17 protein-coding genes and 1 riboswitch are annotated in these 13,175 nt (G+C 38.2%); of the genes, 7 read left to right on the top strand and 10 right to left on the bottom strand.

All coding sequences use genetic code 11. The annotated features are described in order from the left end of the window. Window positions 1–20 precede the first annotated feature (20 nt). The 5 genes from N178_RS17725 to N178_RS17705 all read right to left on the bottom strand — a co-directional run bounded on the left by N178_RS17725 (window position 21) and on the right by N178_RS17705 (window position 5,778). Complete coding sequence (locus N178_RS17725; RefSeq protein WP_014460952.1) at window positions 21–1,202, bottom strand: trans-sulfuration enzyme family protein; 1,182 nt, start codon at window positions 1,200–1,202, stop codon at window positions 21–23. Next, the gene (locus N178_RS17720) at window positions 1,186–2,331 is read right to left on the bottom strand and encodes a trans-sulfuration enzyme family protein (RefSeq protein ID WP_045293849.1); all 1,146 of its coding nucleotides are present in this window, start codon (window positions 2,329–2,331) and stop codon (window positions 1,186–1,188) included. Before N178_RS17720 ends, N178_RS17725 begins: the two co-directional genes overlap by 17 nt. A gap of 71 nt (window positions 2,332–2,402) precedes the next feature. Then, a riboswitch (SAM riboswitch) is annotated at window positions 2,403–2,520 on the bottom strand. Between the two features lie 166 nt (window positions 2,521–2,686). Then, window positions 2,687–3,349 (bottom strand): hypothetical protein, encoded by a 663-nt coding sequence (locus N178_RS17715; RefSeq protein WP_028407978.1) that lies wholly within the window; start codon window positions 3,347–3,349, stop codon window positions 2,687–2,689. A gap of 69 nt (window positions 3,350–3,418) precedes the next feature. Beyond that, complete coding sequence (locus N178_RS17710) at window positions 3,419–4,474, bottom strand: spore coat protein (protein WP_412761995.1); 1,056 nt, start codon at window positions 4,472–4,474, stop codon at window positions 3,419–3,421. A 218-nt stretch (window positions 4,475–4,692) separates the two neighbouring features. Then, complete coding sequence (locus tag N178_RS17705; RefSeq protein ID WP_045293847.1) at window positions 4,693–5,778, bottom strand: CotH kinase family protein; 1,086 nt, start codon at window positions 5,776–5,778, stop codon at window positions 4,693–4,695. A 171-nt stretch (window positions 5,779–5,949) separates the two neighbouring features. Here N178_RS17705 and N178_RS17700 point away from each other — a divergent pair, with 171 nt between their 5' ends. After that, a complete protein-coding gene (locus N178_RS17700) occupies window positions 5,950–6,417 on the top strand; it encodes a CotG/ExsB N-terminal domain-containing protein (protein WP_045293846.1) in 468 nt (155 codons plus the stop codon). A 145-nt stretch (window positions 6,418–6,562) separates the two neighbouring features. Further along, window positions 6,563–6,709 (top strand): hypothetical protein, encoded by a 147-nt coding sequence (locus N178_RS27165; protein WP_169746687.1) that lies wholly within the window; start codon window positions 6,563–6,565, stop codon window positions 6,707–6,709. Between the two features lie 31 nt (window positions 6,710–6,740). Here N178_RS27165 and N178_RS17695 read toward each other — a convergent pair whose 3' ends face one another. Beyond that, the gene (locus tag N178_RS17695; protein ID WP_013056116.1) at window positions 6,741–7,154 is read right to left on the bottom strand and encodes a YppG family protein; all 414 of its coding nucleotides are present in this window, start codon (window positions 7,152–7,154) and stop codon (window positions 6,741–6,743) included. A gap of 230 nt (window positions 7,155–7,384) precedes the next feature. Here N178_RS17695 and N178_RS17690 point away from each other — a divergent pair, with 230 nt between their 5' ends. Next, window positions 7,385–7,579, top strand: coding sequence for a YppF family protein (locus tag N178_RS17690; protein WP_013056115.1), 195 nt, complete (start codon window positions 7,385–7,387; stop codon window positions 7,577–7,579). Between the two features lie 125 nt (window positions 7,580–7,704). Next, window positions 7,705–7,875, top strand: coding sequence for a hypothetical protein (locus N178_RS27160; protein WP_165573332.1), 171 nt, complete (start codon window positions 7,705–7,707; stop codon window positions 7,873–7,875). 90 nt (window positions 7,876–7,965) lie between these two features. Here N178_RS27160 and N178_RS27155 read toward each other — a convergent pair whose 3' ends face one another. From N178_RS27155 to N178_RS17680, 3 genes are all read right to left on the bottom strand, one after another. Further along, a complete protein-coding gene (locus N178_RS27155) occupies window positions 7,966–8,103 on the bottom strand; it encodes a hypothetical protein (protein ID WP_169746686.1) in 138 nt (45 codons plus the stop codon). A 166-nt stretch (window positions 8,104–8,269) separates the two neighbouring features. Beyond that, window positions 8,270–8,620: a YppE family protein gene (locus N178_RS17685; RefSeq protein WP_045293845.1), complete on the bottom strand. Its 351-nt coding sequence runs from the start codon at window positions 8,618–8,620 to the stop codon at window positions 8,270–8,272. Window positions 8,621–8,665: 45 nt separating this feature from the next. Next, a complete protein-coding gene (locus tag N178_RS17680; protein ID WP_029325131.1) occupies window positions 8,666–8,920 on the bottom strand; it encodes a hypothetical protein in 255 nt (84 codons plus the stop codon). Window positions 8,921–9,147: 227 nt separating this feature from the next. On the opposite strand from N178_RS17680, the gene N178_RS28045 reads away from it, so the two are divergent. Beyond that, window positions 9,148–9,249, top strand: coding sequence for a hypothetical protein (locus tag N178_RS28045; RefSeq protein ID WP_016763465.1), 102 nt, complete (start codon window positions 9,148–9,150; stop codon window positions 9,247–9,249). Between the two features lie 11 nt (window positions 9,250–9,260). On the opposite strand, the gene N178_RS17675 is transcribed toward N178_RS28045, so the two are convergent. Beyond that, window positions 9,261–10,256: a DUF2515 family protein gene (locus N178_RS17675; protein ID WP_045293844.1), complete on the bottom strand. Its 996-nt coding sequence runs from the start codon at window positions 10,254–10,256 to the stop codon at window positions 9,261–9,263. Between the two features lie 73 nt (window positions 10,257–10,329). On the opposite strand from N178_RS17675, the gene recU reads away from it, so the two are divergent. Beyond that, window positions 10,330–10,929: a Holliday junction resolvase RecU gene (gene recU, locus N178_RS17670; protein ID WP_045293843.1), complete on the top strand. Its 600-nt coding sequence runs from the start codon at window positions 10,330–10,332 to the stop codon at window positions 10,927–10,929. A 63-nt stretch (window positions 10,930–10,992) separates the two neighbouring features. Beyond that, window positions 10,993–13,173, top strand: coding sequence for a transglycosylase domain-containing protein (locus tag N178_RS17665; RefSeq protein WP_237758519.1), 2,181 nt, complete (start codon window positions 10,993–10,995; stop codon window positions 13,171–13,173). The last annotated feature ends 2 nt before the right edge of the window (window positions 13,174–13,175 follow it).

Raw genomic sequence — 13,175 nt, 5'->3', positions numbered from 1 at the left:
CCTTGATGGAAGTCCTTTTTTTATTTAATTAACGCTTTTTCTTCTAAGCTTTGAAAAACAGCGTTAAAGTCTTGCTTCAAATCCTCGAATTCCTCTAACCCTACTGATAGGCGAAGAAGTGAATCAGTAATTCCTTTTTCTTCACGTACTTCTTTTGGGATACTTGCATGAGACATTGTTGCAGGATGCGTTAGAATGGATTCAACTGCACCTAGACTAACGCCGATTGAAGCCAATTTGACTCCTTGCAAAATATGTCGTGCTACTTTTTCATCCTGTACTTGGAAAGAAATCATAGCTCCGTATCCATTTGCTTGTTCTGAAATGAGTTTGTGGTCTGGATGACTTTTTAAACCTGGGTAGTATACACGGCTCACTAGAGATTGTTCTTCAAGCCACTTTGCAAACTGCAGCGCTGTTTTTAACTGTTGATCTAAACGAACTTTTAATGTTTTAATGCCTCGAAGCAGTAAAAAACAATCCTGTGGTCCTAAGATAGCACCAAAAGCATTTTGTACAAACTTTACTTCTTCCGCTAGCTTTTCATCGCTTACCACAACTAGACCGCCAATGACGTCACTGTGACCGCTGATATATTTTGTAGCACTATGAATTACAATATTTACACCAAGGTCAATCGGCTGCTGTAGATAAGGCGTTAAAAACGTGTTATCCACAATTGTAAGGAGATTGCGCTCTTTCGCCAAACTTGCTACTGCTTTAATATCCGTTACCTGTAAAAATGGATTTGAAGGGCTTTCGATATAAATAGCCTTCGTATCTTTTGTGATAGCTTCTTCTACTTTTTCAACCTTCGTTGTATCAACAAAAGTTGTTTTGATACCAAACTTTGAAAATAATCGTGTTAATACACGATATGTCCCGCCGTACGTATCGTGTGAAACTAAAATTTCATCCCCTGATTCAAAAATAGATAACACCGATGAGATAGCAGCCATACCTGACGAAAAAGCAAAGCCAGCGTATCCATTTTCTAGCTGAGCAATGGTGTTTTCTAAAGCCTCACGAGTTGGATTTCCTGAACGAGAATAGTCATAGCGGCCGTTATTCGTCTCATCTTCTTGGTTAAATGTAGATACCTGATAAATAGGTACGTTAACTGCTCCAAAATGACCGTCAATTCCTGTATTTGCATGAATTAAGTTCGTACCAAATCTATGTTTATTATTGTTGGTATGCATCAAATGCCTCCTTCAAATCTTTAATTAAATCATCTGCGTGCTCAATTCCAACAGATAATCGCAGTAAACAGTTTGTTACTCCGACACGGTTTCGAATTTCCTCCGGAATGTCAGCGTGTGTTTGACGAGCTGGGAATGTCATTAAACTTTCCACGCCTCCTAAGCTTTCTGCAAATGTAATAACTTTGACATTTTCCAAAAGCGTGGACACGATGTCAGGGTGTGAGACAGCAAAAGAAATCATGCCTCCAAATCCAGTTGCTTGTTTCTTCATGATTTCATAGCCCGGATGTGTTTCAAGACCAGGGTAATACACTTTTTCCACGAGATCATGAGCAGTAAGCCACTTTGCAATTTTCAGTGCGTTTTCGTTATGCTTTTCCATACGAAGCGCTAGCGTTTTAACACCGCGCAATAACAGCCAGCTATCTTGTGGACCTAAGATTGCCCCAGCTGCATTTTGATAAAAACGAATTCTTTCTCCTAAGCTACTACATCGAGCGACTACAAGACCAGCAACTACATCATTATGACCTCCAATGTATTTGCTCGCACTATGTATCACGATATCTGCTCCAAGCTCTAAAGGCCGCTGATAGTAAGGGGACATGAATGTATTGTCAACGATCGTAAGCAAATCATGCTGTTTAGCTAACGCAATTGCTTCTGGCAAATCAGTTACGTGCATCATTGGATTTGTAGGTGTTTCAATAAATACAGCTTTCGTATTGGGACGAAGCGCATCTTTCACTTGCTCGAGATGGGCTGTGTTGACGTACGAAACAGTAATTCCTTGCTCTGAAAAGATTTCATTTAGTACTCGGTACGTTCCTCCGTATAAATCCTCTGATACAATTAAATGATCTCCGTTTTTAAATAGTGCTAAAACTGCCATTACACCCGCCATTCCTGAAGCGAATGCTACTCCTACTTCGCCTTTTTCTAAAGCAGCAATTGCTTCTTCCAATGCTGTACGAGTAGGATTTGCCGTACGTGCATAGTCAAATCCTGTACTTTGCCCTAAAGCAGGATGAGCAAATGTTGATGCTTGGTAAATGGGTGTTGTAATAGAACCTGTTGAAGGGTCACGACCTACTCCTGAACGAACTAATAAAGTTTCAATTTTCATCTATTTCTCTCCTTAACTCAAAATAAAAAACACTCTTCACAGATGGAAGAGTGTTCGTTTATACACGATTTCTCTCATCTGTTAGAACAATACTGATGTTCCACAGGAATTAGCACCGTTCAAATGAATGTTTCATTTGATGGTTGCCGGGCATCGCAGGGCCAGTCCCTCCGCCACTCTTGATAAGAGTTCTATATAATTGTTGGTGGTTAACGTTTGTTGTTACTAACTTTAATAAAGATTTTCTTTATTGTCAACATAATTTTCTAAAAAATTTAAATCATCTCATTTGTTTATTCAATATACTTGTCCTGATAAGCACATAAAAAAAGAGACGACACCGAGGTCTCTTTTTCTAAGGCAAGTGCACAGATTTTACATGAGCTAGCTTCCAATACATACTTTCTCCATTTGCCGTAATTAGTTCAACAATATTATTAGAAACTTCTTTAAGTACGCCAATTTTTTCTGATTGATCCCCTAAATCTAATACGACCAGTTGATTTTCATATTTTTTAAGCTGCTCTTCAAAGTTTCTGACAAAAGGTGCAGAGGCGGGCCTTACTGGCAGCTCTTTGTCACTTAAAGAATAAGGGGTTAACTCATTACTGTAAGGGGTAAGCCATTTCAAATGATGCAGAGAAACAAAGACATTCTTATACACTGGAGAATAAAATACAAGATAATCATTCAGCACGCTTGTAATATAGCCATGCAATGATTTCCCTCCCGTTACATAAATTTCAATAAACTTCCCTTTTGCCTGCTGTAAAATATTACGATAAGAAATCCGCTGACTTTCTTCTATTAAGTTCTCTTCTATTTCACGTAAAACCGTATAGTCTTCTTCCGATACTTCCCGCAAACCATGCATGTGTAAAAGAGGAATATACAAATAATCATGTCCATTATACAAAACCATAATATCTAATCCAAGATCAATAAGTCTGCCAACAAATGTCGTTTTACCTGAAATATCTAACTCCACAATTTTATTGATATAATGATTCATACTCATTCTCATTCTCCTCCTTTTTCCTATATGATAGAAAAGGTGCTTTATAAGCACCTTTTATGTTCCATTTCATCATGCTTTCCAACGATAATTTTTCGTTTTAATAACTTTCTCTGCCGGTGCTGAAGAGCGTGAACCCGTACGGCGTCCTCGAGAACGATCCCCTGTGCGTCCTCCCGTGCGGCGTCCTCGAGAGCGATCATCTGTGCGCCCTCCCGTACGGCGTCCTGTACGTCCACCTGTGCGGCTTCCTGTACGTTCTTCTGTAGACTTTGCAGCTTCAGTCTCTCCATTTTCTTCTGTTTCCTCATTGTTTTGATTGTTATCGTTTTGCTTAAAAGCCCCTTTTGCTCCTACACAAATGGTTTTAACATGTCTCGGCTGTAAGCGTAATACTTGATTATTCTGCACAAGTGTAAATGTACCATTTCGGCTTTGTACTAGCACGCCCTCTACAGCTTCAGGTCCTCCATTATTGATTGATACCCATTTATGGGAAAGGTGAGCAAAAAGATCGTTAAAGCTTTTAGATTTCATATATTCTGGTTCTTGACTCACTAAGAGTTCATTTGCAGATTGAGTAGTTTGATCTCCATTGTTGTTTTGATATTCACTCACACTCTTAACGTGTTCAGTATTAATATAGATGATACCGTCGTCCTCTGTGAGTAATACTATATAAGCAGATTCAAATGAACCTAAGACATCAAGAAGTTGACCTGCTTTTTTCTCAGGCCCACCTTGGTTAACCTGCACATATTTAGTTTTCATCAATGATAAAGTTCCTGCAAAAGTTTTTCCTCGATACAATTCTAATTCTGTGCTAATTCCGGTAAACGTTTGTGCCGAATTTGACATAGTATCTTCAGTAATACTTTTTACATGCGCTAAGTGATAATATACAAGTGTATATTCTTGCTGATTATTATTTTGGTTGTTTTGATTGTTTTGATTGTTATTTTCACCATTATTGTTATTATTGTTATTATTGCTTTCCACTGCTAAGATTAAATAGTCTGACTGCACGTCAACCAAATAACCTGTTTTAGATTCAGGTCCTCCACGATAAACAGTCACCACTCTTCCTTTTAGGGGTTTGAAGTGAGAAGAATAGCCTTTATCAGGCATTTGTATATTTCGGCTGCGTTTTTGGCTTGATTTTTGGCGTGGATTTTGATTTTGCTCTTGTTCTTGGCCATAGTAATAGTTACTCATTGTTTTTCCTCCTTATTAGTTATCCTTATTGGTCATTCATACTGTATATATACGTATCATGTACAGCTATTGATTTCCTGCATTTGCCTATTATTAACAAAATCCACTGTTGCCTATAAATCTATCCATTTTTAAAGAGTCAAAAGGTTATTTTTAATATACGCTGTTCGTTCTTTTATAAAAGACAGCATAAATTCGGGTTCTTTATAAAATTGCTCTAAGTTATCTTTTACGTAAGGATCTTTTAATACATATGGAGCAATATACTCATGCAGTTGATAAATGATTGGTTTCATGTATTCTATTGTAAATTGATTATTTAGAACATTGTTCATTTTTTGAATATATCGCTTTTTAATGCTGTTCACCGCCAGTAAGCGAGCTGTAAGCGTATTAAATCCTTGTGCACGGACATAGTCTCCTTCCATTACTTTTCCATTTACATCTCTTCCCCAAGTTGCATCATAATCCCATGGAATCAGTTCAAAACGCCCGCTTTCATGATTTAGATAGAGCGCATAGTTATGGACAAAACCGTCGTAATTCTGCATACAAATAATACCGACTAGCCAAGATAAGTAGCGGTCGACGTTCAGGTACTTCTCAATATTCTGTTCGAATTCCGTATTTGTCCATGTATTAAGATTAAATATAAACTTTTCTAATTTTTCCTCATCCCCTTCTCTCACTGCTTTATCTTCATATCCAGATAACAAAGTTGTTTTCGGCTTTTTATCCAAATCGCTCATCAAAGAAAAATTAGCATCTCCGTCCACTGCATAAAATATGGATCCATCCGCTAAATTTCTTTTTTTCAAAAATAGTTCATCTACCGATTCGAGCTGAAGATATATTCCTTCATTTTTCCCATTAATCTTAAGAGTGACAAACTGAGAGTGAGGAGATAAAACATCTAAAGAAGAGAAAAAATCGAGGGACAATTTGTTGCGCATAAGCGATGGATCTTTATATTCAGCGTTTAGGTGTATTTCTTTGGCACGCTGAAATATCTTCGGAGAATAAAATTCAATATAATATGACTTTTTCTTCATCTTCCGAATATGGGAGCCTCTTAGCAGCAAATCAATATCGTAGCGTTTTTTGTTAAACTTCATCGTTGCCTGAACCGCTTCTTCTGACCAAATATCTCTTTGCATTTCCTTTAAATCTTTTACATTCACAAACAGAGCGTATTGAGGGATTTCTTTTTGCTTCATTATTCGACCACCTTTCTTCAATTATTAAAGTATATGAAGGGAAAATTCTCCATGATACCCCACCGCATCAACTATTTCCGTAAACTCCACTTTTGACTCATATCAAGGACAAGCATCAGCGCGTATTCTATTAATGCAAGACCTAGTCCAATTGACAAGGAGGTTTTTGTATTGCATATTACAGCTGAAAAAATTAAAGAGGCTGCTGAAGCCCTAGAATGTACAGAACTGAAATCTTTTATGTTTCAAGAGCCAACTGCCGGTCCACTAACAAAGCCGCGTCGCTCTTCTCGTAGCTCTCGTCGCAGCTCTCGCCGTTCTACTCGCGGTACGCGTCGCTCTTCTCGCGGCTCTCGTCGTTCTACTCGCCGCTCTCATCGCTCTACTCGTCGTTCTCGCCGTTCTACTCGCCGCTCTCGCCGTTCTACTCGCCGCTCTCGCCGTTCTACTCGCCGCTCTCGCCGTTCTACTCGCCGCTCTCGCCGTTCTACCCGCCGCTCTCGCCGTTCTACTCGCCGCTCTCGCCGTTCTACTCGCCGCTCTCGCCGTTCTACTCGCCGCTCTCGCCGTTCTACTCGCCGCTCTCGCCGTTCTACCCGCCGCTCTCGTCTTTCTACTCGCCGCTCTCGTCGTTCTTAATTTCTCTAAACACTCATCTTTATTGCAAAAAAAAGCCGAAGAACCATGAGTGTCTTCGGCGTTTTTTTCCAGTTATAGAAGGGGCACATTTGGAAATATACTAAGATGGGATGTTATTCATTTTACATAGAAAAGGAGAGCTTTTATGAAAAAAAGCAAGCATCAAATCTCAACTTCATCAACAACAGATATCGAAGAAGTCAAACGTTTAAATGCTCAGTCTGGATTAACTTACAATGAAGTATTTGCACTTCTTGGAGAAACCTATTTAAAAAATCAAAAGAAGAAATAATAAGCAGGGACTAGAAACCATCTTCTAGTCCTTATACTTTGAAAATCCCGGAAAATCCTTTTACTAAGGATGTTAATTGGTTCATGGCTCCCATCATCTGCCCCGCAGTATTCATCATCTTGTTCATATCGTAATTGCCATCACTCGATTTAAACTGAGACATTAATGACTGAAATTGAGAAGGCTGAGGCTTTTGCTGCTGAGCTTTAGGGTATGGATTAAAAGGCGCACCTGCATTATTGTACATGGGCTGCTGATACATTCCGTTCATATAGGGAATTTGCTGAGGACCAAAAGGCATTTGTTGCTGAGCGTACGGATGTTGCGGCATATAAGCTTCCGTCCATGGCTGCTGGTGATACTGTGGAAATGGATGTACCTGACTTAAATCAAAACGTTCTGGTTGATGTTGCTCATAATACGGATAGTGCTTACTTGTATACATGCAAAATCAATACCTCCTTTTTAATATTACATAATATATAGTATGTATGCAGAAATAAGAGGTGACGTTCGTCTACTTGTACTTTTGGAGAACGCATTCAAAAATATGTAGGTTTCTGTCGAAAGTTTAAATTTTTCAAAAAAACGAGATTTTTTAAATATATGGTACGATAAGAACAAGTGATACTACCTATACGTAGTGGCACAAATGGGGATTAGGAGGGAATTTACATGTATGTGAACGAACTTCAAGAAGCTTTTATTGCGGTGAAACAATATGAGCCGCAGTCAAGTAATGAATTACTCGATTTTGCTCAGCAGCAGTATTTAAAAGGTTTTTTAACTCCTATGAATTACAAAGCCGCTGTACGTGAACTCGAACAAATTGGAGCTACTAAGCCCGATTTTAGTGCACAAGATGATTAATTTTTTTACTACCACCGAGAAATCGGTGGTTTATTTGTTTCCGATAAAGTGGACACATACTTCTTTTTTGACTTGTTTATACTATAAAAGCTTTAACGTAGTATTCAATAAAGGAGGTCTATCTCATGAGTCGTGGAAAACATTTTGATCACAAAAAGCAGGGACAAAGTGCAGTAAATAAAACAAATAACGCCGTTGCTTCTAAACATACCGAAAAAGTTGATTATCATATCGATACAGTCGCTTCACAAGATCACCCAGCTGTTTCTATCCAATCTCAAAAAGATTTTGATTAACTTTTTATTGATCATGATAAAAAGAGGCTGGGACATAACAAAATGAATCCAATCTAGAAACGAACAAATGGGATACATGAGCTGAACCGCTTATGGCACCGCAGTTGATCTACGTGCAAGGCTTCGCTTTCCGCGGGCGGCCGATGAGCCTCCTCGTCGCTTGCGCTTCTGCGGGGTCTCATCTGTTCCGCTTTTCCCGCAGGAGCCTTCGCCTTGCCCTCCAATCAACTACTCGAAGGAACGAAACAGATGAAACCTATGCTGATCATCAAAAAAACGAACTACGAATCAAAAAAATGATCGATAGTTCGTTTTTCACTTCGAGTAAAATACTTTTGTTACCATCTCATACATAGAAAATCCCCACCTTGTAGATCTTAACGGAAGGCCGGGATTAATTATTCAATATCGACTCGAGCACATACTTATTTGAGTGATACATCTTTTTAAATCGCTTTTCTCGCGTCTCGGGATAAAATGACTGTAGTACAACGTTTTGTAAATTTTCTTTTAACGTCTCTACTTGATTAACATGAATATATTTTGGTCGCTCTTTCTTCAGCCATTCGGTTACGAGACTAGCCCAGCCATCAAGTTCTTTGAAGAAAATATCTCCATAAGGTTTTACTTCTTCAAAAAATTTAACTTCATAATTTTCTTCTTGTTGAATAGACGCTAATCGTTCTACAGCTACTTCATTATATTGAAACATGATTTCCGTACTTTTTTTCACATCTTCATTCATCGTTATTCGTCACCTCTACGATGACTATTGTAACATAAACAATCTTTATACTGTATGAAGAACCATTTCTCTTCGGCTTCTACTCCATTCTGTTTCGGAAGGCATGCTTTCATACACAGCTACTTCAATTTCTTGCAGTGATTGGTCAATGCGATGAACTTGTTCCATATATGTTTCTTCACAATGTGTAAATGCTTCATTTATAGATGTAGACATCGTTTTATCCACTAGATCTACTTGCTCTAGTAAGCTATCTAATAAAGTCATCATTTCGCTTGTTTTAACCATACTTTGTTTCATCGCCATCCCTCCAAATTTTCCTTTGCATAACGTATTCTCTTTTTTATTCAATGTCCCTTCACACATGACAAAACTAGTTTCTATTCGTCAAAGAAAGATGTTTTCGACATTTTCATTTATGGTGAATCGAAAGAGAACATATTGAAAACACTAGTATAGACATTTCAGCTAAGCTGATACATTCTGCTGCTGAACGTTCATTACAACATGATAGGAGGTGCCTAGATATGGCCAACAAACAGCAAAAATCACAGCCTAAAAATAAGCCTGAAACAAAAACCTACGGTGATCCTAAAAAGTTAAACGGTCCTAACCAGCCTTCTACTTAAGAACAAAACGGTCACTTGTGGCCGTTTTTATTTACATTAACTACTTGCGCTACTTTCATTAATATATGCAGCTGCTTTTGCTTTTGAAGATACCACTTTGTAAAATGAACTTTCTTTGGAAAAGGCGGCTTTTTCATCAGCTTGTGTTCCTCTTTTTTTGTTAAAAACCACTTTTCTCTCTTTTTTTCATGATGTCTAATAGCCGGATACACCTTTCGAAGTGCAGGTGTACAGCAACTGGTTTCATCCACAAAATACTGCTCATAATCGTATCTCGAACCCGTATGCTTTGTTTTCAAAGAAAATTCATAAAACAAGGGATAATACTTTTCATGAAATAATAAAGCCGCTAATTTCTTCCCCAAATCAATCCGATTATTTACTTTTGTAAAATCATGAACAGAACAACCGTATAGCTCCCCTTTTGTAGTAGGAAAAAGGACGGAGCTAAAGTGGAATATATCTTGAAAAAAAAACAGCATACTTTTAAACACTTTATCTTGATAAAAAGGCTGTTCAATAACGGGCTTTTGAATAACGTGCTGCTCATTCACAATTAACGCATGAATAAGCTCCAGTTCACAAGGTTTCTGCATAAATTGCCTCCACTTCTCTTCGATAAAAGATGAAACATTTAAATAGGGAAGTAAATGAAGGTAAGAGACATGTTTTTTACGCGAAACAGCATACAATAGTAATTGAGGGAAGGCATCTTTGAAAATAAGCCAATTTGCTCTTTCATACGTCAAAAATAATAAATCGCGCGTTTGCTTTGATAACGCTTTTTTCATGTTTTCCCCTTGCAAATCACACATATTCCACCCTGTGTTTCGGGATACCATACTTGCGAGAAATGCCCACTTTACTTCAGGATATCTATGATAAAAAGTTGCATAAGCTTGGGTTCTTGATATATTATCAATATTCAGCTTGTCTGTTGTTTTTTTAATCGCCGTCAACAGCGCTTGTTCCGAACTATTGAGTGACATCTCTTCATCTTCTTTCATCTATTTTTATTTGTAGGATTTGGTATAATAGAATTTGTTTGTTTAATAGATTTACACTAAAGGAGTGATGGTTATGATTCGCTATCCTAACGGAAAGGCCTATAAGCCATTGAATACCAGCAGTCCTTCCCCTAAAAAGCTAGAAGCTAGCTATAGCAATCGTGGTATGACGCTGGAGGACGATTTAAACGAAACAAATGAATACTATGTTTCAAAAGGAATAGCCATTGTTCACAAAAAACCAACCCCTGTTCAAATTGTAAAAGTAGACTATCCGAAGAGAAGTGCCGCTGTTATCAAAGAAGCTTATTTTAAACAGGCCTCTACTACAGACTATAATGGCGTCTATAAAGGAAAACACCTTGACTTTGAAGCAAAAGAAACGAGAAATAAAACCTCATTTCCTCTGCGTAATTTTCATGAACATCAAATTGAACATATGAAGCAAATTGTGAAACAAAACGGGGTTTGTTTCGTTATATTAATGTTCTCTACTTTACAAGAAATATACTTGTTCGAAGCACAGTTCCTTTTTCCTTATTGGGATGCCATGAAAAAAGATGGACGAAAATCAATCCCTAAGGCAGATATTGAAAAAAAAGGACATTTCATCGAACTTGGTTACCATCCGAGAATCGATTACATAAAAACTATAGATAAATTATACTTTTAAGAGTATGATATATATGTTTACGGAAATCATTCTCTTACAATGCGTTGAAAGGTAGGAGTTTTTATGTCAGATAATTATCGCTCTCGTGAAGAACGACGAAGAGCTATGAATGACAACAAACCAGAAGGTAAATCTCAAGGAAAACCGAAAAAGAAGAAAAAAGGAGGCCTATTTCGTAAAATTGTTGCCGCAGTTTTACTGATAGGAATCATCGGGCTCATTGCCGGAGTGGGAACTTTTTTTGCTATGATAAGCGATGCTCCAAAAGTGGATGACTCGGTATTAAAAAACTCTTTTTCATCTAAAGTATATGCAAACGATGGAAAGACAGTTGTAAAAGAAATTGGAGCTCAAAAACGTACATATGTGCAATACGATGAAATCCCTCAAGTCGTCAAAAACGCATTTATCGCTACGGAAGACGTTCGTTTTTATAAACATCACGGCGTCGACTTTTACCGTATTGGCGGAGCATTAATGGCGAACTTTAAAAACGGCTTCGGTGCTGAGGGCGGTAGTACGATTACTCAGCAAGTGGTAAAGAACTCGTTCTTATCACCAAAGAAGACGGTTAAACGTAAAGTACAAGAAATGTGGTTAGCTTACCAGCTTGAGCGCAAATATTCGAAGCAACAAATTCTTGAAATGTATTTAAACAAAATATATTTCGCATCAGGTGAAGTATACGGTATTGAACGAGCGGCTGAGAAATTTTACGGAGTTAAAAGCGTAAAAGATTTAACTCTTGATGAAGCTGCTATGTTGGCAGGCTTACCAAAAGCGCCAACTACTTATAACCCAGTTACAAACCCAGAGAATGCTACCAAACGCCGTAACACAGTATTAAACTTAATGGCTAAAAACGGCTTCATTACACAAGCCCAGGCCGACAAAGCAAAACAAGTAGATGTACAGGCTCACTTAGCTAAACAAACTGAATCAACATCTAAGTACGATGTATTTATTGATCAAGTAATCGAGGAAGTAAAAAAGAAAACAGACGCGGATCCATTTTCTGCGGGCTTAGAAATTTATACAACGCTTGACACTAATGCTCAGGACTATGTGGATGATGTGATGAATAACAAAGTAGTCAACTTCCCGAACGATAAATTCCAAGCAGGTCTTGTCGTGGTAGATAATGAAACAGGCGGTATTCAAGCAATTGGAGGCGGACGTAATCGTGTATCAGGCGGCTTAAACTTTGCAACAAATATGAGACGTCAGCCTGGCTCAACAATTAAGCCAATCTTAGATTACGGTCCAGCGATTGAGAACTTAAAGTGGTCTACTGGACAACCGATAAAAGATGAAGAATATCATTATTCAAACGGCACGCCAATCCGAAATTTTGGACGCAACTATAAAGGGTGGGTTTCAGCGCGTGAAGCTTTAGGACGTTCACTGAACATCCCTGCCTTAAAAGCGTTTCAAGCAACCGGTGCGGACAAAGCAAAAGAGTTCGCTACAGGCCTTGGGCTAAAATTAGATGAAGAAGACGGCGAAGCTTATTCTGAATCTTATTCTATCGGAGGCTTCCGTACAGGTGTTACACCTCTACAAATGGCTGGAGCCTATAGTGCTTTTGCAAATGAAGGTATGTACAATGCACCGCATACAGTGACAAAGGTAAAATTCCCTGATGGAACAGAAATTGATTTAACGCCAAAACCAAAACGCGCAATGCAAGATTACACGGCATTTATGATGACGGACATGATGAAATCTGTTGTAAACGAATCATATGGTACAGCTCGTGCTGTTCGTACACCAGGATTAGAAATTGCGGGTAAAACAGGAACTTCGAACTTTAGTGCTGATGAGAAAAAACGATACAATATTCCAGACGCTGGTGAAAAAGACGTTTGGTTTAATGGGTTTACGCCAAACTATACGATTTCCGTATGGACAGGCTATGAAACTGCTAAAGACGGCTATATTTTAAGTGCTAATGAAACAGGCATGGCAAAAAATATCTTTAAGCATGTTATTACTCATATTTCTGAAGGCAAACCTAAAGGAAGTTTCAAGCAGCCGGACAGCGTAGTTGAACGTTCCGTGGAAAAACCAACGGGCAAAGACTTAAAACGCCCAAGCGGCTCTACTCCTTCGAGCTTAATTACGAAAGAATACTTTGTGCGCGGTACTGCACCGACAAAAGTATCTCAAACGTTTGTGAAAAAAGAAAAAGAAGAAAAGAAAGAAGATAAAAAAGAAGGACAAAAAAGAGAAAAAAGACAATAAAG

The organism is Priestia aryabhattai B8W22, from assembly GCF_000956595.1.
Taxonomy (GTDB): domain Bacteria; phylum Bacillota; class Bacilli; order Bacillales; family Bacillaceae_H; genus Priestia; species Priestia aryabhattai.
The sequence above is the reverse complement of the archived record's forward strand: the minus strand, read 5'-3'. Positions and strand labels throughout refer to the sequence as shown.